Below are 19745 nucleotides of genomic sequence, written 5' to 3' on the forward strand. Positions count from 1 at the left end.
CAGCGACAGGTCCGGACGCGGGGACCGCATTCCTCACCCGTTCGTGCAGCCCCCGGCTCACTTGTCGCGTACGGCGCTCTCCCGCCCCGGCGAAGCCGTCCGGTCAGCCCGCGAGGTTGTCCGCCAGCTCCTCGCTGAGGTTGGCCTCCGTGCCCGGGACGCCCAGGTCGCAGGCGCGCTTGTCGGCCATGGCCAGCAGCCGGCGGATGCGGCCCGCGACGGCGTCCTTGGTCAGCGGCGGGTCGGCGAGCGCGCCCAACTCCTCCAGGGAGGCCTGCTTGTGCTCCATGCGCAGACGTCCCGCCGCCGCCAGGTGCTCGGGCACGTCGTCCCCGAGGATCTCCAGCGCGCGCTGCACCCGGGCGCCGGCGGCGACCGCCGCGCGGGCCGAGCGGCGCAGGTTGGCGTCGTCGAAGTTGGCCAGCCGGTTCGCTGTGGCGCGGACCTCGCGGCGCATCCGCCGCTCCTCCCAGGCCAGTACGGACTCGTGGGCGCCCAGTCGCGTCAACAGCGCGCCGATCGCGTCACCGTCACGGACGACCACCCGGTCCACCCCGCGCACCTCGCGGGCCTTGGCGGCGATGGACAGTCTGCGGGCGGCGCCGACGAGGGCGAGCGCGGCCTCCGGACCCGGGCAGGTCACCTCCAGGGACGAGGAGCGGCCGGGCTCGGTGAGCGAGCCGTGCGCGAGGAACGCCCCGCGCCAGGCGGCCTCCGCGTCGCAGGTGGCCCCCGAGACCACCTGCGGCGGCAGACCGCGGATCGGACGGCCCCGGCCGTCGACCAGACCGGTCTGGCGGGCCAGCTGGTCGCCGCCCGCGACGACCCGGACCACGTAGCGCGAGCCGCGGCGCAGGCCACCCGGCGCCATCACGATCAGCTCCGAGCTGTGCCCGAAGATCTCCAGGATGTCCCGCTTTAGGCGCCGCGCCGCCATCGCGGTGTCCAGTTCCGCCTCGATCACGATGCGCCCGCTGACCAGGTGGAGGCCTCCGGCGAACCGCAGAACGGCGGAGACCTCCGCCTTCCTGCAGCAGGTCCGGGTGACGGGGAGCCGGGAGATCTCGTCCTTCACCGCTGCCGTCATCGCCATGGGCCGATCCTTCCATGCATCCGAAAAATACGGTCGTACGCGGCGGCCAGCAGCTCCGGGTCATGCCGCGGAGTTCCGTCCCTCCGGGCAACCGGCGCCAGCTCGACCGCGGCGCCGAACCGCTTGGCGGCCTCGGTGAGGACTTCGCGGTCGGGCACGGCGGCCTCGTCGGCGAGCACCACGTCCAGGGCGAGTTTAGGGGCGTGTCGTCCCAAAACCTCCAAATGACGCTGCGGGGAGAAGCCGGCGGTTTCTCCCGGTTGCGGGGCGAGGTTCAAGGAGAGCACCCGGCGCGCCTTCGTCTCGGTGAGCGCGTCGAGGAGCTGGGGCACGAGCAGGTGCGGGATGACCGAGGAGAACCACGAGCCGGGGCCGAGCACCACCCAGTCCGCGTCCAGGACCGCCGCGACGGCCTCGGGCACGGCGGGCGGGTCGTGCGGCACGAGGTGCACGGACTGCACCTCGCCCGGGGTGAGCGCGACGGTCGCCTGGCCGCGGACCGTGTCGACATCGTCGGGCCGGTCCGGGTCGTGCCCCTTGACCAGGGCCTGCAACTCCAGAGGTACGGCGGACATGGGCAGCACGCGTCCGTGCGCGCCCAGGAGCTTGCCGACCAGGTCGAGGGCCTGGACGTGGTCGCCGAGTTGCTCCCACAGGGCGACGATCAGCAGGTTGCCGACCGCGTGGTCGTGCAGGTCGCCCTGGGAGGTGAAGCGGTGCTGGATGACACGGGCCCAGGTCTGGCCCCAGTCGTCGTCGCCGCACAGCGCCGCCAGCGCCTTGCGCAGGTCGCCGGGCGGCAGAACACCCAGTTCGTCGCGCAGGCGCCCGCTGGAGCCGCCGTCGTCGGCCACGGTGACGACGGCGGTGAGGTCGCCGGTGATGCGGCGCAGCGCGGCGAGCGAGGCGGACAGGCCCATGCCGCCGCCGAGGGCGACCACCTTGGGCTGGGCACCCCGGCGGCGCGGCCGGGCGCCTCGGGCCTCGGCGGGCCGGCCGGCCTGCCCCTCGGCCGCCAGACGTGCCGCGCGCCCCTCGGGGACCACGCGGCGCAGTCTGCTCAGCCTCGGCGTACGTCCACTCACTCGCGCCCCATGTCCCGGTGGACGACGACGGTCTCCACGCCCTCGGCCGCCAGTCGTGCGGCAAGCTTCTCCGACATGGCCACCGAGCGGTGCTTGCCGCCCGTGCAGCCGATGGCGATGGTCACGTACCGCTTGCCCTCGCGGCGGTAGCCGGCCGCGACGAGCCGCAGCAGTTCGGCGTAGCGGTCCAGGAACTCCTTGGCGCCGGGCTGGTTGAAGACGTACCCGGCGACCTCCTCGTTGAGGCCGGTGTACGGGCGCAGCTCCGGCACCCAGTGCGGGTTGGGCAGGAAGCGCATGTCGGCGACCAGGTCGGCGTCGACCGGGAGGCCGTACTTGAACCCGAAGGACATCACGGTGGCCCGCAGCTCGGGCTCCTCCTCGCCCGCGAACCGGGCGTCCATCTTGGCGCGCAGTTCGTGGACGTTGAGGCTGGAGGTGTCGATGACGAGGTCGGCGTCGCCGCGCAGTTCGCGCAGCAGTTCCCGCTCGGCGGCGATGCCGTCGACGATCCGGCCGTCGCCCTGGAGGGGGTGGGGGCGGCGCACCGACTCGAAGCGGCGCACCAGGGCCTCGTCGGAGGACTCCAGGAAGACGATCCGTCGCGTGACGTCGCGTGCCTCCAGGTCGGCCAGGGATTCGCGGAGGTTGTCGAAGAAGCGGCGGCCGCGGACGTCGACGACGACCGCGATGCGCGCGACGTTGCCCTGCGAGCGCGCGCCCAGCTCCACCATGGTGGGGATCAGCGCGGGCGGCAGGTTGTCGACGACGAACCAGCCGAGGTCCTCCAGGCACTTGGCGGCCGTCGAGCGGCCGGCCCCCGACATGCCGGAGATGATCACCAGTTCGGGGATGGCCGCGTCGGGGACGCCTGCCGTGTCGATGCCCGTACTCACCTGTGCTCCGTGTTCCTGGACCGGGTGCTGCGTCCGGTCCTCGTGCGTGTCCGCGCCGGCGTCCTCGTGCGGGTCCGCCTGCGTTCGCGCGGGTGTCTGCTGTCGGGACGCCGTGCGGGCCCGGTCGGGTTGCGCGGCGGGGTCGTGATCCCGTCGTGGCCCGGGTGCCTGATCTCGTGGTGCTGCGGGCTGCGTCTCGTGCTCGGTCATGTCTCCTGCCCCCGTCGTTCGGTCGGGGCGCCCGTGGGCACGGGCTCCCCTGCGGTGCCCGCCGTCGTCTCGGGCGCCGTCTCTTCCACGTCTTCCATGATCTCTCCGGTCGCCGTGTTCACGGCGGGTGCGGCCGGGGCCGCCTGGGACAGTGCCACGGCGATCGTCTCGGCCGTCTTGCGGCCTATGCCGGGTACCTCGCAGATCTGGTCGATTGTGGCGGACCGCAGCCTCTTCACCGAACCGAAATGCTTGAGCAGGGCCCGCTTGCGCGTCTCGCCCAGACCGGGCACGTCGTCCAGGGGGCCGGCCCTGAAGCGCTTGGCCCGTTTGGTGCGCTGGTAGGTGATGGCGAAGCGGTGGGCCTCGTCACGGACGCGCTGCAGCAGGTACAGCCCCTCGCTGCTGCGGGGCAGGACCACCGGGTCGTCCTCGCCGGGCAGCCACACCTCCTCCAGGCGCTTGGCCAGCCCGCACACCGCGATGTCGTCGATGCCCAGCTCGTCCAGGGCCCGCTGGGCGGCGGCGACCTGCGGCTGTCCGCCGTCGACGACGACGAGCTGCGGCGGGTAGGCGAACCGCTTGGGGCGCCCGTCGTCCTCGGTGAAGCCATCGGCCGGCCCGTCCACCAGGGCGTCGGACGGGCTGTCGACCGCGTCGCCGGGTGCCGCTTCGGATGCTCCGGCGGGCGAGCCGTCGACGGCGGGGCCGGCCGACGGGAGCGCCGCTGTCCCGGGGGGCGCGGCTGCCGTCCCGTCGGGCACGGCGGCCTCCTCGCCGTCGGTCCACTCTCCGGTGCGCTCCTTCTCCGCCAGGTAGCGCCGGAAGCGGCGGGTGATCACCTCGTGCATGGAGCGGACGTCGTCCTGCCCCTCGAAGCCCTTGATCTGGAAGCGCCGGTACTCGCCCTTGCGCTGGAGCCCGTCCTCGAAGACGACCATGGAGGCCACCACGTCGTCGCCCTGGAGGTGGGAGATGTCGTAGCACTCGATGCGCAGCGGGGCGCTGTCCAGGCCGAGGGCGTCGGCGATCTCCTCCAGCGCGCGCGAGCGGGTCGTCAGGTCGGAGGCCCGCTTGGTCTTGTGCAGCGCGAGCGCCTGCAGGGCGTTGCGCTGCACGGTCTCCATGAGAGCCTTCTTGTCACCGCGCTGCGGGATGCGCAGGGACACGCCCGCGCCACGGCGGTCGGTGAGCCACTGCTGGACCGGTTCGACCGGGTCGGGCAGGGCCGGTACGAGGACCTCCTTGGGAACGGCGTCCCCGCTCTCCTCGCCGTACAGCTGCTGCAGGGCATGCTCGACGAGGGCGCCGGTGGTGACCTCCTCCACCTTGTCGGTGACCCAGCCACGCTGGCCTCGCACGCGCCCTCCGCGCACGTGGAAGATCTGCACGGCGGCCTCCAGCTCGTCCTCGGCGACGGCGATGAGGTCGGCGTCGGTCGCGTCGGCGAGCACGACGGCGTTCTTCTCCATGGCCTTCTTCAGGGCCCCGATGTCGTCGCGCAGGCGGGCGGCCCGCTCGTACTCCATCTCCTCGGCCGCCTCCGTCATCCGCTGCTCGAGGCGGCGCAGATAGGTGCCCGTGCGGCCGGCCATGAAGTCGCTGAACTCCTCGGCCAGTTCCCGGTGGTCCTCGGCGGAGATCCGGCCGACGCAGGGCGCGGAGCACTTGCCGATGTAACCGAGCAGGCAGGGGCGGCCGGTGCGGGCGGCGTTCTTGAACACGCCGGCCGAGCAGGTGCGGACGGGGAAGACACGCAGCAGCAGGTCGACGGTGTCGCGGATGGCCCACGCGTGCCCGTACGGCCCGAAGTAGCGCACGCCCTTCTTCTTGTGGCCGCGCATGACCTGGACGCGCGGGAACTCCTCGTTCATCGTCACCGCGAGGTAGGGGTAGCTCTTGTCGTCGCGGTACTTGACGTTGAACCGGGGGTCGAACTCCTTGATCCAGGAGTACTCCAGCTGGAGCGCCTCGACCTCGGTGGACACCACGGTCCACTCCACGGAGGCGGCCGTGGTCACCATGGTGCGGGTGCGCGGGTGGAGGTTCGCCAGGTCCTGGAAGTAGTTCGCCAGGCGCTGGCGCAGGCTCTTCGCCTTTCCGACGTAGATCACCCGGCGGTGCTCGTCGCGGAACTTGTACACCCCGGGAGAGTCCGGGATCTCTCCCGGCTTGGGGCGGTAGCTGGAGGGGTCGGCCATGTCTCACACCCTACTGGCGCGGTGTGACAGGGCGGTGAGCCTGTGGACAACCCCCACGGCCGCGCGGCGGCACGGGGTGGACAGACGTACGACTACCTGTTGTGACCAGGCGTCTTCACACGGTGCGGGGCCTGGCACGGAGGTGCCTCTCCGGGCCGGCGCGGAGGTGCGGACCCGGCCTGGCGCAAAGGTGCGGACTCGGCCAGGTGTGCCTTCCGCCGGGTCGCAGGTGTTGTCGGGGCTTGGTCAACACGCTTCAATGCGGGGGACGTCGGGGCCGCGGACGACGGCATGCGGGCCTGCACGGAGGCGAAACGGCTCCCCGTGCTCCCGCTCGCGGGCGGTCCCCGGCGGTCCGCGTGAACGGTCTGACCAGCCGTTGTGCACCTTTCACAGAGAGGCCCGTGCATGCCGCACGCCACCCAGCAGGCGGACATCGCCACCGTGGAACTGGACACGGCCCTGCGGGGCGGTCCGTTCCACGTGGCGCTGCGCGCCGCGATCGCCGCCCGTGGGCTGCCCCTGCAGCGCGTGCAGCACCACCTGTCCCGCCACGGCGTCAGGGTCGGGGTCACCAGCCTGAGCTACTGGCAGCAGGGCGCCCGGCGTCCCCAGCGTCCGGAGTCGCTGCGGGCCGTGCGGGCCCTGGAGGAGATCCTGCGGCTGCCGGACGAGTCGCTGATCCGCCTGCTGGCCGAGACCGCGGAACCCGCCCTCGCCCGGCCGTCGGGCGGGCGCTCCTACCGTTCCCTCGTCGAGACGTCGGACGCCCTGCGCCGGCTGCTGACCGAACTGGACGCCCCGCCCGACAGCGGTCTGCAGACCCTCGGCCACCACGAGCGCATACGGCTCGGGGCACGCCGGGAACTGGCCGGGCGCGAGTCGCAGCACATCGTGCGCGCCCACCGGGACGGCGTGGACCGCTTCGTGGCCGTGCACCAGGGCGACACGGAGTGCGCACCGGAGTCGATGAGCGTGCACGCGCTGGAGAACTGCCGCGCCGGGCGCGTGCGCCGCGACCACGGCACGGGCCTGCTCGTGGCCGAGTTCCTCTTCGACACCCGGTTGCGTGCCGGTGACACGTTCCTCTTCCGCTACGGCGTCGAGGACGGCACGGCCGGCGTGTCCCGCGAGTACCCGAGGGCCTTCGACTCGGCCGGTGGGCAGTACGCCCTCCAGGTGCGGTTCGACGCCGGCGCGCTTCCGGTGCGCTGCCACCGGTTCACCCAGCAGTCGGCGGCGGCTCCGCGCGGCGGTCGCCAGGAGCTGGCGGTGAGCCCGCGGCACCGTTCGGTCCATCTCGTCGAGCCGCGGGTCCGCCCGGGGATCGTGGGGATCGCCTGGGACTGGGAATGACCGGCCGGGGTGCGGCCGGGGGCGCTGCCGGGGTGCGCGGTCAGGCGCCGGGCCCCGCGACGATCTTGCCGCCCTCGGCGCGGACCGGAAGCTCGGCCAGCGGCTCGGTGGCCGGGGACTGCACCACCTTGCCGGTGGCGGCGTCGAACTGACTGCCGTGGCAGGGGCACATCAGTGTCGTGCCCTCCAGCTTGTTGATCGCGCATCCCGCGTGGGTGCAGATGGTGCTGAACGCCTTCAGCGAGCCGTCACCGCCCTTGCTGACGACCACGTTGTGGTCCCGGAACAGCTTGGCGCCGCCCTTGGGGATCTCGCTCTCGGCACCGAGGTCGACCGGTGCCGTCGGGGTCGCGGGCGCCGCGGCACCGCCGCCTTCGGGCCCGCAGGCGGCGAGCCCGAGCCCCGCGACGGGAGTGACGGCCGCCGTCCGCAGGATCGTGCGGCGGCGCGCGGAGGGACGGCCTGACATGGGGACTCCCCTGGTCGGAGGGCTGTGCACGGCCGACGATACCGACCGCGCCCGCTCGGGCGGGCGGCGGGGCGGGCGGTGGGACGGGCGGTGGAGCGGGCGGTGGGACGGGCGGTGGAGCGGCGTGACAGGTCGGGGTGCGGGCCCGGACGGGCACGAGGGGACGGGTCGAGGAAGGGACGGACAGGGGCGGGCGGTGGCGGCGCAAACCCTGGCGTAAACGCTTGCGCAAGCGTTTACGCGAGCCCGGTGATGCGGTACGGTCCCGGCCACGGGCTGCCGGCAGGCCGCTCGGAGAGGGGACACGATGCCGACCATGGCCGATGTCGCACGGAGCGCCGGGGTCTCCGTGGCGACCGTCTCGCACGTGCTGAACGGCACCCGGCCCGTGCTGCCGCACACCCGCCAGGCGGTGCTCGACGCCGTGGAACAGCTCGGCTACACGCCCAACGGTCTCGCCCGCTCCCTGGTCACCGCCCGGACCCGGTCCATCGGGCTCGCGGTGTCCGCCATCAGCAACCCGTACTTCACGGAGATACTCCAGGGGGTCGAGGCCGGCGCCCTGGAACAGGGCTACAGCCTGCTCATCGCGGACCCGCACGACGACCCGGCGCACGAGCGCAAGGTGGCCCAGCTCCTGCACGAGCGCCGCGTGGACGGCATGATCGTCGCCGCCTCCGCCCGCCCCCACGGCCTCGTCGCCTACCTCACGCGGCACGCCGTACCCACCGTGTTCCTGGACCGCTTGGTCCGCACCGGGCCGGAGACCGCAAGCAGCGAGGCGCCACACTTCGACCAGGTCTGCGCCGACAGCGCCGAACCGACCGCACGGCTCGTCGGGCACCTCGCCGGTCTCGGCCACCGCCGGATCGGCCTGGTCGCGGGTCTGCCCGGACTGAGCACGACCCGGGAACGGATCACCGGCTACCGCCACGGCCTGGCCGCCGCCGGACTCCCCCACGACGAACGGCTCGTGGTGCACGGAGACTCCGCCGCGGAGGGCGCTCAACGCGCCACCGCCGCCCTGCTCGCCCTCGCCGTACCGCCCACGGCACTGGTCACGGCCAACAACGCGATGACCATCGGCGCCCTGCGGGCGCTGCGTGAGCTGGACCTGTCCGTGCCCGGGGACATCGCGCTGTGCTGCTTCGACGACTTCGACTGGGCCGACCTGTTCTCTCCCCGGCTGACGGCGATCGCCCAGCCCGGCAGGGAGCTGGGCGCCCGGTCGGTCCAACTGCTCCTCGACCGCCTGGCCGCGCCCGACCGGCCCGCCCGCACGGTGCGTCTGCCGTGCACGTTCGTCCACCGCACGTCCTGCGGTTGCCCCGCCCAGCCCGAGGAAGGAACCGACTCGTGATCGTCGTCGCCGGTGAGGCCCTGATCGACCTGGTACCGCAGGGCGCGGGTGCCCTCGCCGACCTCAAGCCGGCGCTCGGCGGCGGCCCCTACAACACGGCCGTCGCCCTCGGCCGCCTCGGCTCCCCCACCGCTTTCTGCTCCCGTACCTCGGACGACGCCTTCGGTGAGGCCCTGCTGGAGGGGCTGCGCAAGGCCGGGGTGGATGTCTCGGGCGTACAGCGCGGCAGCGAGCCGACGACGCTGGCGGTCGCGACGGTCGGCACGGACGGCTCGGCCGCGTACTCGTTCTACGTCGACGGCACCGCCGACCGTCTGTTCACCGCCCCCGCCGCGCTGCCCGCCGGAACGCGCGCGGTCTCCTTCGGTACCTGTTCGCTCGTCCTGGAGCCGGGCGCGAGTGCCTACGAGGGGCTGTTGCGGGCCGCTGCCGTCGCGGGCGTGTTCACAGCGCTGGATCCGAACATCCGGGCCGGGCTGATCCCGGACGCGGACGCCTACCGGGCGCGTTTCCGTGGCTGGCTGCCCTCGGTGTCGCTGCTGAAGCTCTCCGAGGAGGACGCCCGGTGGCTGGGCGGTACACCACGCGAGTGGCTGGCCGCCGGGCCCGCGGCCGTCGTCATCACCCATGGCGGCGACGGACTCACCGTGCACACCCGTGACGGCGGGGAGCATTCGGTTCCGGGTGAGAAGGTGACGGTCGTCGACACGATCGGCGCGGGCGACACCGTGAACGCGGCTCTGCTGCACGGCCTGGCCGTGCGTGACGCGCTGTCCCCGCAGGGACTCGCGGGGCTCGGCGCGGCCGGCTGGACCGCGTTGCTGCGGTTCGCGGCCCGCGCGGCGGCGATCACCTGCTCGCGCGCGGGCGCGGAACCGCCGTACGCGTCGGAAGTGGGCGAGGTCTAGGCGGTCCGGCGGCACACGGGCCGGGGGCGTGGCCGGGCCGGGGGTCGCGATGCCCAGCGGTCCGGCGGCACGGGCAGCCGGTGGGTGGTGGGCGGAGCGGGGGTACGGGCAGACGCCCCGAGGGTGGTCCCGCGGGGCGCCTGCTGGGGTGGCCGGGTGCGGCGGCTGTGGTGGCCGCGCGTGCCTCAGGCCTTGCGGGCCCGCGTGGTCTTCTTCGCGGGCGCGGCCTTCTTACTCGCCGCGCCACCGGCCGCCGTCCTTGCGGTGGCCGTCTTCCGGGCCGTCGACGCGGCTGCCACCGCCTTCTTGGCGGCGGTCCGGCGCGGGGCCTTCACCGGCTCCGCGTCGCTGATCCGGTCCGCGCCCAGGATCTCCCGCAGGAACTTGCCGGTGTGGCTGGCCGGGACCCCGGCCACCTGCTCGGGCGTGCCCTCGGCGACGACGAGACCACCGCCGGCGCCTCCCTCCGGGCCCATGTCGACGACCCAGTCGGCGGTCTTGATCACGTCGAGGTTGTGCTCGATGACGATGACCGTGTTGCCCTTGTCGACCAGACCGGAGAGGACCTTCAGCAGTTTGCTGATGTCCTCGAAGTGGAGTCCGGTCGTCGGCTCGTCCAGGACGTAGACCGTGCGGCCGGTGGAGCGGCGCTGTAGCTCGCTGGCGAGCTTGACGCGCTGTGCCTCACCGCCGGACAGCGTGGTGGCCGACTGGCCGAGCCGGACGTAGCCGAGGCCGACGTCCTTGAGGGTCCTGAGGTGCCGGGCGATCGCCGGGACCGCCTCGAAGAAGTCGGTCGCCTCCTCGATCGGCATGTTGAGCACATCGGCGATGGACTTGCCCTTGTAGTGGACCTCCAGGGTCTCCCGGTTGTAACGGGCGCCGTGGCAGACCTCGCACGGGACGTAGACGTCCGGGAGGAAGTTCATCTCGATCTTGATGGTGCCGTCGCCCGCGCAGTTCTCGCAGCGGCCGCCCTTGACGTTGAAGGAGAAGCGGCCGGGCAGGTAGCCGCGGACCTTGGCCTCGGTGGTCTCGGCGAAGAGCTTGCGGATGTGGTCGAAGACACCGGTGTACGTCGCCGGGTTGGACCGCGGGGTGCGGCCGATGGGCGACTGGTCCACGTGTACGACCTTGTCGACGAGGTCGTCGCCGTCGACGCGCGTGTGCCGTCCGGGGACGTTGCGCGCGCCGTTCAGCTCGCGGGCCAGATGGGTGTAGAGGATGTCGTTGACCAGGGTCGACTTTCCGGAACCGGAGACGCCGGTGACGGCGGTGAAGACGCCCAGCGGGAAGGACACGTCGATGTCCTGGAGGTTGTTCTCCCGGGCGCCGTGCACCGTGAGCTGCCGGGCGGGGTCGAGCGGTCGCCGGATGTCGGGCAGCGGGATCGACTTCTTGCCCGCCAGGTACTGACCGGTCTGCGACTCGGCGTTGGCGAGCAGCTCCTTCAGGGAGCCGCTGTGCACGACCTTGCCGCCGTGCTCGCCCGCGCCGGGACCGATGTCCACGATCCAGTCGGCGACCTTGATGGTGTCCTCGTCGTGCTCGACGACGATGAGCGTGTTGCCCATGTCGCGCAGCCGGACCAGGGTCTCGATCAGCCGGTGGTTGTCGCGCTGGTGCAGGCCGATGGAGGGCTCGTCGAGGACGTAGAGGACGCCGACGAGGCCGGAGCCGATCTGGGTGGCCAGGCGGATGCGCTGGGCCTCGCCGCCGGAAAGCGTGCCGGCGGCGCGGTTCAGCGAGAGGTAGTCCAGGCCGACGTCGACCAGGAAGCGCAGCCGCTCGTTGACCTCCTTGAGGACGCGCTCGGCGATCTTCTTGTCGCGGGCGTCGAGCTTGAGTCCGCGCAGGAAGTCCGCGCAGTCGCTGATCGACATCGCGGAGATCTCGGCGATCGACTTGCCCATGAGCGTGACCGCGAGGACGACCGGCTTGAGGCGGGTTCCCTCACAGGTGGGGCAGGGCACCTCACGCATGTACCCCTCGAAGCGCTCGCGGCTGGCGTCGCTCTCGGCCTCGCTGTGCCGGCGCTTGACGAAGGGCACAGCGCCCTCGAAGGGAGTGGTGTACACGCGCTCGCGTCCGTACCGGTTGCGGTAGCGGACCTCGATCTGGGTCTTGTGGCCGTACAGCAGGGCCTTCTTGGCGCGCTGCGGCAGCCCGGCGAAGGGAATGTCGGTGCGGAAGCCCAGCGCGTCGGCGAGGGCGCCGATCAGGCGGCCGAAGTAGTCCTTGGTGTGCCCGTGCGACCAGGGGTGGATGGCGCCCTCGTCGAGCGACTTGTCCTCGTCGGGGACGATCAGCTCGGGGTCGACCTCCATGCGCGTGCCGATGCCGGTGCACTCGGGGCAGGCGCCGAAGGGTGAGTTGAAGGAGAAGGAGCGGGGCTCCATCTCCTCGAAGGACAGGTCGTCGTACGGGCAGTACAGGTGCTCGGAGTACATGCGCTCGCGCTCGGGGTCGTCCTCGGGGAGGTCGACGAAGTCGAGCACGACCATGCCGCCGGAGAGGCCGAGCGCGGTCTCCACGGAGTCGGTCAGCCGGCGCTTGGCGGAGTCCTTGACCGTGAGGCGGTCGACGACCACCTCGATGGTGTGCTTCTCCTGCTTCTTCAGCGTGGGCGGGCTGGAGAGCTGGACGGTCTCGCCGTCCACGCGCGCGCGGGAGTAGCCCTTGGTCTGGAGGTCGGCGAAGAGGTCGACGAACTCGCCCTTGCGTTCGCGCACCAGCGGCGAGAGCACCTGGAAGCGGCTGCCTTCCGGCAGCTCCAGGACCCTGTCGACGATGGCCTGCGGCGACTGCCGGGAGATCGGCCGGCCGCACTCGGGGCAGTGCGGCTTGCCGATGCGGGCGAACAGCAGGCGCAGGTAGTCGTAGACCTCGGTGATGGTGCCTACCGTGGAGCGCGGGTTGCGCGAGGTCGACTTCTGGTCGATGGAGACCGCCGGGGAGAGGCCCTCGATGAAGTCGACGTCCGGCTTGTCCATCTGACCGAGGAACTGGCGGGCGTACGAGGAGAGCGACTCCACGTAGCGCCGCTGGCCCTCGGCGAAGATCGTGTCGAAGGCGAGGGAGGACTTGCCCGAACCGGACAGGCCCGTGAAGACGATGAGCGAGTCACGAGGCAGGTCGAGCGACACGTTCTTCAGGTTGTGCTCGCGCGCGCCACGGACGATGAGACGGTCGGCCACGCCGGTCCGCACCTTTCTTGAGAGAAGTGACAGGGGCGGGGCCCCCGTGCTTCTTCAGACTAGGGGGAGCCACTGACAACGCCGGGTGGGATTCCCGGATCCGCCCGGATACTCAACAATCCCCGGCTCTCCAGCATGCCCGACGCCGCCGCCGACGATATCGCACGTGCATTCGATTTGCGGTCATGGTCGGCCGCCTTCACCCGAAGGTGTGGCGCCGCTAAGGTCGGGCGCATGATGGATCACGCGCGTGACCTCGCGTCTGTACAGGAAGCCACCGAACGACTGCTCAGCGCGGCCGGCAGACTGGACAACGCGGCTGTGACCGACCAGTCACGGCTGCCCGGCTGGACCCGCGGTCATGTCCTCGCCCACCTCTCCCGCAACGCGGACGCGCTCGTCAACGTTCTCGAAGGCCGTCCCATGTACGTCTCCGCCGAGGTGCGGGACGCGGACATCGAGCACGACGCCCCGCGCCGGCTCGACGCGCACCTCGCCGACCTGCGCGAGAGCGCGGCCCGCTTCCGCGCGGCGGGTGAGGCGCCGGCCGACTGGTCGCGGACCGTCGAGTTGCGCAACGGGGTCACCGACACCGCCTGCCAGCTACCGTTCCGCCGCTGGGCGGAGGTCGAGCTGCACCACGTCGACCTCGGCATCGGCTACGAGCTGGAGGACCTGCCGCAGGAGTTCACGGAGCGGGAGACCGCCTTCCTCGCCCGGCGGTTCACCGGCCGTTTTGACGTGCCGGCGACCCGGCTGACGGACGGCACGCGCGCGTGGAGCACGGGCCGGGAGCAGGGCGAGCCGGCGGTCACCGTCACGGGAAGCCCGGCGGACCTGCTCGGCTGGCTCGCCGGGCGGCGCGACGGGGCCGCGCTCGCGGTGGCGGGCGGCGCCCTGCCCGTACTGCCGCCCCTGTAGCGGCCGGCGAACGGTGGCCCGGCCCGGGCGGCGGTGGTGGGCAGCGTGAGCCGCCACGGCTGCCCGCGGGCGTCCGAGCGCTGCCCGCGGTTCGCAGGCGGGCGCGGCTGCCTCCGCCTGCGGCGGTCCACCGCCGCTCGCGGCTATAGGCTGACGGCCATGACGTACAGCGGAGAGGTGACGGTCGGCGGCCCGGCGGACGTGCACGAGCTGAAAGACCTGATGATCACCAAGATCGCGGTCGGCCGGATGGACAACAACGCCTATCTGCTGCGTTGCCGGGCCACGGACGAGCAGTTGCTGATCGACGCGGCCAACGACGCGCACACGCTGCTCGGCATGATCGGTGACGACGGCATCACCTCCGTCGTCACCACCCACCGGCACGCGGACCACTGGCAGGCGCTGGCCGAGGTGGTGGCGGCCACGCGCGCGCGTACGTACGCGGGGCGGGACGACGCCGAGGGCATCCCCGTGCCGACCGACGTCCTCGTGCGGGACGGGGACACGATCAGCGTGGGGCACGTGCGGCTCACCGCCCGCCACATCGTCGGACACACCCCGGGCTCCATCGCGCTGGTCTACGACGACCCGCACGGGCATCCGCACGTGTTCACCGGCGACTGCCTCTTTCCCGGCGGTGTGGGCAACACCTTCAAGAATCCGAAGGCGTTCGCGAGCCTGATCCACGACGTCGAGACGAAGATCTTCGCACCGCTGCCGGACGAGACCTGGGTGTACCCGGGGCACGGCAACGACACCACCCTGGGCGCCGAACGCCCGCACCTGCCCGAATGGCACGCGCGCGGGTGGTGACCCCCGCTTCCCCGAGGGATTCGCACCCCGTGTGAACCCTTCGCCCGCACCGGAGGCGCGCGTGCGCTCCCGGAAGCGGCCTGCCGGACTGTCCACTGGGACCAGCCCCGCTCAGGAAGACGGCTCCTGCGCGGCACGGGCCGCCGGTCCTCGTCCCGCCCCGACCGGCGGCCCCGGCACGTCGTGGACGGCACCGGGGCGCGGCGGGCGGCCGGGCCTATCCCTGGGCGTCGTCGCCGGCGGCCCCTGCGGCCAGCGTCGCGACCCGCTCCACCGCGAACGCGTAGCCCTGTACTCCGCAGCCGGCGATGACGCCGTCGGCGCGCAGGGAGACGTAGGAGTGGTGCCGGAAGGACTCGCGCCGGTGGACGTTGGAGATGTGGACCTCCACGACCGGCATCCCGTCGCAGGCGTTGAGCGCGTCCAGGATCGCCACCGAGGTGTGCGAGTAGGCGGCGGGGTTGATCACGATGCCGCAGTGGTGCGACCGCGCCTCGTGGATCCAGTCGACCAGTTCCCCCTCGTGGTTGGACTGCCGGAAGTCCACCGTGCCGCCGCGCGCGGCCGCCGTCTTCACGCACAGGGTCTCCACGTCCGCGAGCGTGTCGGAGCCGTAGATCTCCGGCTGCCGTCGGCCGAGCAGGTTCAGGTTGGGGCCGTTGAGGATCATGATCGGGGCGTTGGCCAGAGTGCGGGGCACGGTTCCTCCGGGTCCGTCGGTGCGCGGCGATCGACTGCGACCGCCGCCGGCCCCCGGTCTATCACGGGGAACCGGTCGCACGGCCCCGGGCGGGCCCCTCCTGGTCGATGCCCGGACAGGTCCCTAGGGGTTGATGGCCAGCTCCAGGTAGGCCGCGAAGATCACCAGGTGGACGCCGCCCTGGAGCGGTGTGGCCCGGCCCGGCACCACGGTCAGCGAGCTGACCACCACCGTGAGCAGGAGCAGCAGCATGTGGGTGGAGCTCAGGCCGAGCACCAGGGGCCCGGAGAGCCATACGGAGGCCAGGGCGACGGCCGGGATGGTCAGGCCGATGCTGGCCATCGCGGAGCCCAGGGCGAGGTTGAGGCTGGTCTGCACCCGGTCGCGGCGGGCGGAGCGGAGGGCGGCGATGGTCTCGGGCAGCAGCACCAGCAACGCGATGATCACACCGACGACCGCGTGGTGCAGCCCCGCGGACGCCACTCCGGACTCGATGGTCGGCGAGACGCCCTTCGCCAGTCCGACCACACCGATCAGGGCGAGGCCCAGCAGGCCGAGGCTGCTCCAGGCCATGCGGGCGGTGGGCCGCTCGGCGTGGTCGTCGGCGGTGATCACCTCGCCCTGCCGGGTGATGGGCAGGAAGTAGTCGCGATGCCGGACCGTCTGGGTGGTCACGAACAGGCCGTACAGGATCAGTGAGGACAGGGCGGCGAAGGTGAGCTGCACGCCGGAGAACTCCGGTCCTGGCTTGCTGGTGGTGAACGTCGGCAGGACCAGGCTGAGGGTGGCCAGGGTGGCCACGGTGGCGAGCGCCGCGCCGGTGCCCTCGGCGTTGAAGACGGCGGTGCCGTGCCGGAGCGAGCCGACGAGCAGACAGAGCCCGACCACGCCGTTGCAGGTGATCATGACGGCTGCGAACACCGTGTCCCTGGCCAGGGTCGCGCTCTTGTCACCGCCGTCCAGCATGAGGGTCACGATGAGGGCGACCTCGATGACGGTGACGGCGATGGCCAGGACCAGGGAGCCGAAGGGTTCGCCGACCCGGTGGGCGACCACCTCGGCGTGGTGCACCGCGGCGAGCACCGCACCGGCGAGCACCACCGTCACCAGCACGACCACGGCTGCGGGCAGGCTCCGTCCCCAGGTGAGGCCCAGCAGGACGACCGCGAGCACCGGTACCGCCGTCGTCCACGCCCTGGCGAGTCCCCTGAGCCGCGTGATCATGCTGCGATCGTCGCAGAGGCCCGGCGGGTTCGCATTCCGGTGGGCGGGCGGGGCGGTGGCTCCCGCTGTCCCCGCCCCGTCCGGGTGCGGGGTCCCGTGGCCGATCGCGTGCCGCGAGCCCGTGGCCGTGTGACGGTCAGGCATCGACGCGGTCCTTGTGCTCGGTGTCGCCCTGCCCTTCTCGCACCTCCTCCGTCGCGGCCCGCCCCCTGGTCGCCATCAGGCTGGTGACGGTGGTGACGACCAGGACCGCGCAGATCACGCCGAGGGAGACCGGGATGCTGATCTCCGGGACGTGCACACCGGCCTCGTGCAGTGCGTGCAGCACGAGCTTGACGCCGATGAATCCGAGGATGACCGACAGGCCGTAGGAGAGGTGGACCAGCTTCTTCAGCAGGCCGCCTATCAGGAAGTACAGCTGCCTGAGCCCCATCAGCGCGAAGGCGTTGGCGGTGAAGACGATGTACGGGTCCTGGGTGAGGCCGAAGATCGCGGGGATGGAGTCGAGGGCGAACAGCACGTCGGTGGTGCCGATGGCCAGCATGACGACCAGCATCGGCGTCATCACGCGCTTGCCGTTGTCCCGGATCCACAGCTTGGTGCCGTGGTAGCGGTCGGCCACGCCGAAGCGGCGCTCGGCGGCCTTGAGCAGCTTGTTCTCCTCGAACTCCTCGTCCTCGCCGCCGGATCGGGCCTCCTTGATCAGCTTCCAGGCTGTCCAGATGAGGAACGCGCCGAAGAGGAAGAACACCCACGAGAAGCCGGCGAGAAGGGCGGCGCCGGCGGCGATGAAGGCGGCCCGCAGTACCAGGGCTATGAGGACGCCGACGAGCAGCACCCGCTGCTGGTACTGCGACGGCACGGCGAACTTCGCCATGATCAGGACGAAGACGAAGAGGTTGTCGACGCTCAGCGACTTCTCGGTGATGAAGCCCGCGAAGAACTCGCCGGCCGGCTGCCCACCGCCGAAGAGGTACAGCCCGAGCCCGAAGAGGCAGGCCAGGGCGATCCAGACGATGGTCCAGACCCCGGCTTCCTTGACGGACACGTCATGAGGTTTGCGGCCGATGAAGAAGTCGACCGCGATCAGCGCGGCCAGGCCGACGATGGTCAGGGTCCACAGGGTGATCGAAACTTCCACTGCGCCTCCGCAGGTGCGTCACGGGCAGATGAGTCAGCGTCGTCGCTGCCGGAGGTCTCTTCCACCCGGGACGGGCCGACGCCCCGGGATCTGGTCCGATCCGTATTGACGGGTACGCCGCAGCAGACAGGGAGTACTCCCCTCCGTACGGAAAACAGTACCCGAATCACCAAGGAAAGGTAAAGTAGATGGCAAAGAAAAGATCAAGTTGCCTGCTCAAAGGCTCTTTACCTGTGCTTGACATACGCCTGCTCGGCGCTCAGGTCACCGGTTCCAGTCCTGGCGGGCCGCGGCGACCCGCGTGAGAACCCGCTGGAGCACCTGACTGCCCGGAGGCACCAGCGGTGGCTCGTACGTCCAGGCGTGTCCCACCCACGGGTCCGCGAGGTGGTCGTCGGCAACCGGGGTGAGGCGCATCAGCGAACGCCACAGGGGATCGAGCAGCGGACCGTAGGCGGCGGCGTCCTCGCGGTCCGCGACCACCATCAGGTGGACCCCGACCGCCGGGCCCTCGTCCGCGAGATAACGCAGCTGCGTCACGGCCCGGTCGTCGAAACCGTGCGGGAAGTCGTTGACGATCAGCAGTTGTTCCGCCGTGTCGAGGCCCGGTGGGAGCGAGTCGGGGGCACCGGCCCGCACCGCCATCTGCACCAGGTCGACCCGCTGGGTGAGCTCGCCCAGGACGTCCGTGACGCCCGCGGCACCGGTCGCGGGCGGCGTAGCGAGCACGCCCGCGCCGACCAGGGGCACGAGTGTCCCTGCCGCCGTACCCGCCGGGTCGATGACGTGCACACCGAACTCGCCGGCCGGGTAGACGGCGAGCAGCCGGGCCGCGTGCGCCACGGCCGCCTCCATCGCCAGGCGCCGCGCCTCTGCCTCGTCGGTGAGCACACCGCCGGGCCCGCGGGAGCGACCGCTGTCGATCCACAGTCCGCGCTCCAGCGGCAGCCGGACCAGCATGGGGATACGCAGGGAGGGCGCCTCGGGCAGTCGCAGGTCGCCGAGGCGTACGGCCATCGGGATCTCCATCGGTACCCGGTACCCGAGCCAGACCGGGTTGTCCCAGCCCGCGTACGCGGTCGGCAGCGCGGGCTCGACCACCTCGGACTCGACGGTGAGCTGGGCGAGGTCACGGTCGAGGGCGGCCCTGGCCTGGTCGACCAGCTCGGCGTGCCGGACGCGTGCCGTCTCGCGTGCCGCGTCGCCCTGGCCGCCGATGCGGCTGCGCGGGTCGGACAGCGCCTGGTCCAGCTCCTTGTCCCGGCGTGCGTCGGCGAAGTCGACGGCGCTGCGGTAGGCGGCCACGGTGCGGGCCAGGTCCTCGAACATGCCCCAGACCTGGTTGTAGAGCCGTTCCTCCATGGACCACCCGGTCGCGTCTCCCGCGACGGGCTGCGCCGGCCGTCCCGGTGCGGCCGGGGGCGCGGTGGGCGCCGGTGGAGGCGGGGCCGTCGTCTGCCGACGGGGGTGGCTGTAGTCGATGGGGCCGCCCGTGGGGGCCGTCGGCTCGGGGTCCGCCGGGGGCTCGGGTGTTGAGCCCCCGCCCGTCCGTGGCAGCGGGGCTCCGGCCGGGGACGGCGACTGCAGGGGGGCGCCGGAGGCATGGCCGCCGCAGGAGGGCGCGGGTGCGGGATCGGCGGCGGCCGGGGAGGCCGCTGGGGCGCCCTGGCCCGCGCCCGCGGCCGGTGCGGTGGTCTGCCGGGAGCCATTGCCGTCCGCGGTGCGCGGCGGAGGGGCCGCCACCGAGCGGGCCAGGCCCCCGGCCACCGCCTTCTCGACGGTGTCCGCCAGTTCGCGCGCCTGGCCGACTCCCTGGTCGGCGAGGAGCTCGGCGAGGCCACCGGAGTAGCCCTGCCCGACGGCGCGGACCTTCCAGGCGTCCTGTCGGCGGTAGAGCTCCAGGGCGATCACGGCCGTCTCGGCGTCCAGGCCGGTGAGGGTGAAGCTGACGAGTTCGGCGCCGTCCAGGCCGGTGACGGCCGCGAAGGGGGCGGCGACCGCCCCGAACCGCGCCGGTCCCCGGCCGCCGCCGGGCAGGATGAGGAGCACGTTGACGCGATGCACCGCCTCCGGCACCGCGTCCAGGTCGACAGCGAGCCGGTGGTCGGCGGCGGCCTGTCGGGAGACCTCCAGGCCGGGCAGCACGGGGGCGCCGGGGTGGGCCACCC

At 72.3% G+C, this 19745-nt stretch carries 15 protein-coding genes; 5 read left to right on the plus strand and 10 right to left on the minus strand.

Features of this window, described 5'->3' with window-relative positions:
- Nucleotides 1-103: 103 nt before the first annotated feature.
- The 4 genes from whiA to uvrC are packed head-to-tail and all read right to left on the minus strand — an operon-like array spanning nucleotide 104 to nucleotide 5485.
- Nucleotides 104-1093, minus strand: a complete 990-nt coding sequence (gene whiA, locus ACFC02_RS35630) for a DNA-binding protein WhiA (protein ID WP_376366224.1) — start codon at nucleotides 1091-1093, stop codon at nucleotides 104-106.
- Complete coding sequence (yvcK, locus tag ACFC02_RS35635) at nucleotides 1084-2178, minus strand: uridine diphosphate-N-acetylglucosamine-binding protein YvcK (protein WP_376366226.1); 1095 nt, start codon at nucleotides 2176-2178, stop codon at nucleotides 1084-1086. The genes whiA and yvcK overlap by 10 nt, the downstream gene beginning before the upstream one ends.
- Complete coding sequence (gene rapZ, locus ACFC02_RS35640; protein ID WP_376366228.1) at nucleotides 2175-3284, minus strand: RNase adapter RapZ; 1110 nt, start codon at nucleotides 3282-3284, stop codon at nucleotides 2175-2177. The genes yvcK and rapZ overlap by 4 nt, the downstream gene beginning before the upstream one ends.
- Nucleotides 3281-5485, minus strand: coding sequence for an excinuclease ABC subunit UvrC (gene uvrC, locus ACFC02_RS35645; RefSeq protein WP_376366230.1), 2205 nt, complete (start codon nucleotides 5483-5485; stop codon nucleotides 3281-3283). The genes rapZ and uvrC overlap by 4 nt, the downstream gene beginning before the upstream one ends.
- Before the next feature lie 408 nt (nucleotides 5486-5893).
- On the opposite strand from uvrC, the gene ACFC02_RS35650 reads away from it, so the two are divergent.
- Nucleotides 5894-6841, plus strand: a complete 948-nt coding sequence (locus ACFC02_RS35650; RefSeq protein ID WP_376366232.1) for a hypothetical protein — start codon at nucleotides 5894-5896, stop codon at nucleotides 6839-6841.
- A gap of 40 nt (nucleotides 6842-6881) precedes the next feature.
- Here ACFC02_RS35650 and ACFC02_RS35655 read toward each other — a convergent pair whose 3' ends face one another.
- Complete coding sequence (locus tag ACFC02_RS35655; protein WP_376366234.1) at nucleotides 6882-7310, minus strand: Rieske (2Fe-2S) protein; 429 nt, start codon at nucleotides 7308-7310, stop codon at nucleotides 6882-6884.
- Between the two features lie 307 nt (nucleotides 7311-7617).
- Between ACFC02_RS35655 and ACFC02_RS35660 the strand changes: the two genes are divergently transcribed.
- Both ACFC02_RS35660 and ACFC02_RS35665 read left to right on the plus strand, forming a co-directional pair.
- Nucleotides 7618-8670: a LacI family DNA-binding transcriptional regulator gene (locus ACFC02_RS35660; protein ID WP_376366236.1), complete on the plus strand. Its 1053-nt coding sequence runs from the start codon at nucleotides 7618-7620 to the stop codon at nucleotides 8668-8670.
- Nucleotides 8667-9578 (plus strand): carbohydrate kinase, encoded by a 912-nt coding sequence (locus ACFC02_RS35665; RefSeq protein WP_376366238.1) that lies wholly within the window; start codon nucleotides 8667-8669, stop codon nucleotides 9576-9578. The genes ACFC02_RS35660 and ACFC02_RS35665 overlap by 4 nt, the downstream gene beginning before the upstream one ends.
- A 185-nt stretch (nucleotides 9579-9763) precedes the next feature.
- Here ACFC02_RS35665 and uvrA read toward each other — a convergent pair whose 3' ends face one another.
- Nucleotides 9764-12775 carry an excinuclease ABC subunit UvrA gene (uvrA, locus tag ACFC02_RS35670; RefSeq protein ID WP_376366240.1) on the minus strand — a complete coding sequence of 1004 codons (3012 nt, stop codon included), beginning with the start codon at nucleotides 12773-12775 and terminating at the stop codon, nucleotides 9764-9766.
- Between the two features lie 234 nt (nucleotides 12776-13009).
- Between uvrA and ACFC02_RS35675 the strand changes: the two genes are divergently transcribed.
- Together ACFC02_RS35675 and ACFC02_RS35680 are read left to right on the plus strand one after the other, a co-directional pair.
- A complete protein-coding gene (locus tag ACFC02_RS35675) occupies nucleotides 13010-13696 on the plus strand; it encodes a maleylpyruvate isomerase family mycothiol-dependent enzyme (protein WP_376366242.1) in 687 nt (228 codons plus the stop codon).
- Between the two features lie 159 nt (nucleotides 13697-13855).
- Complete coding sequence (locus tag ACFC02_RS35680) at nucleotides 13856-14512, plus strand: MBL fold metallo-hydrolase (RefSeq protein WP_376366244.1); 657 nt, start codon at nucleotides 13856-13858, stop codon at nucleotides 14510-14512.
- 217 nt (nucleotides 14513-14729) lie between these two features.
- Here ACFC02_RS35680 and aroQ read toward each other — a convergent pair whose 3' ends face one another.
- From aroQ to ACFC02_RS35700, 4 genes are all read right to left on the minus strand, one after another.
- Complete coding sequence (aroQ, locus tag ACFC02_RS35685; RefSeq protein ID WP_376366246.1) at nucleotides 14730-15212, minus strand: type II 3-dehydroquinate dehydratase; 483 nt, start codon at nucleotides 15210-15212, stop codon at nucleotides 14730-14732.
- A gap of 123 nt (nucleotides 15213-15335) precedes the next feature.
- Complete coding sequence (locus ACFC02_RS35690) at nucleotides 15336-16436, minus strand: calcium:proton antiporter (RefSeq protein ID WP_376366248.1); 1101 nt, start codon at nucleotides 16434-16436, stop codon at nucleotides 15336-15338.
- 136 nt (nucleotides 16437-16572) lie between these two features.
- Entirely contained in the window at nucleotides 16573-17577 is a 1005-nt protein-coding gene (locus ACFC02_RS35695; protein WP_376366250.1) for a TerC family protein, read from the minus strand.
- A 264-nt stretch (nucleotides 17578-17841) separates the two neighbouring features.
- Nucleotides 17842-19745: TerD family protein (locus ACFC02_RS35700; protein ID WP_376366252.1), on the minus strand; the 1904-nt coding region annotated here is incomplete at its 5' end.

The organism is Streptomyces sp. NPDC056160 (assembly GCF_042268205.1).
In the GTDB taxonomy this organism is placed as follows: domain Bacteria; phylum Actinomycetota; class Actinomycetes; order Streptomycetales; family Streptomycetaceae; genus Streptomyces.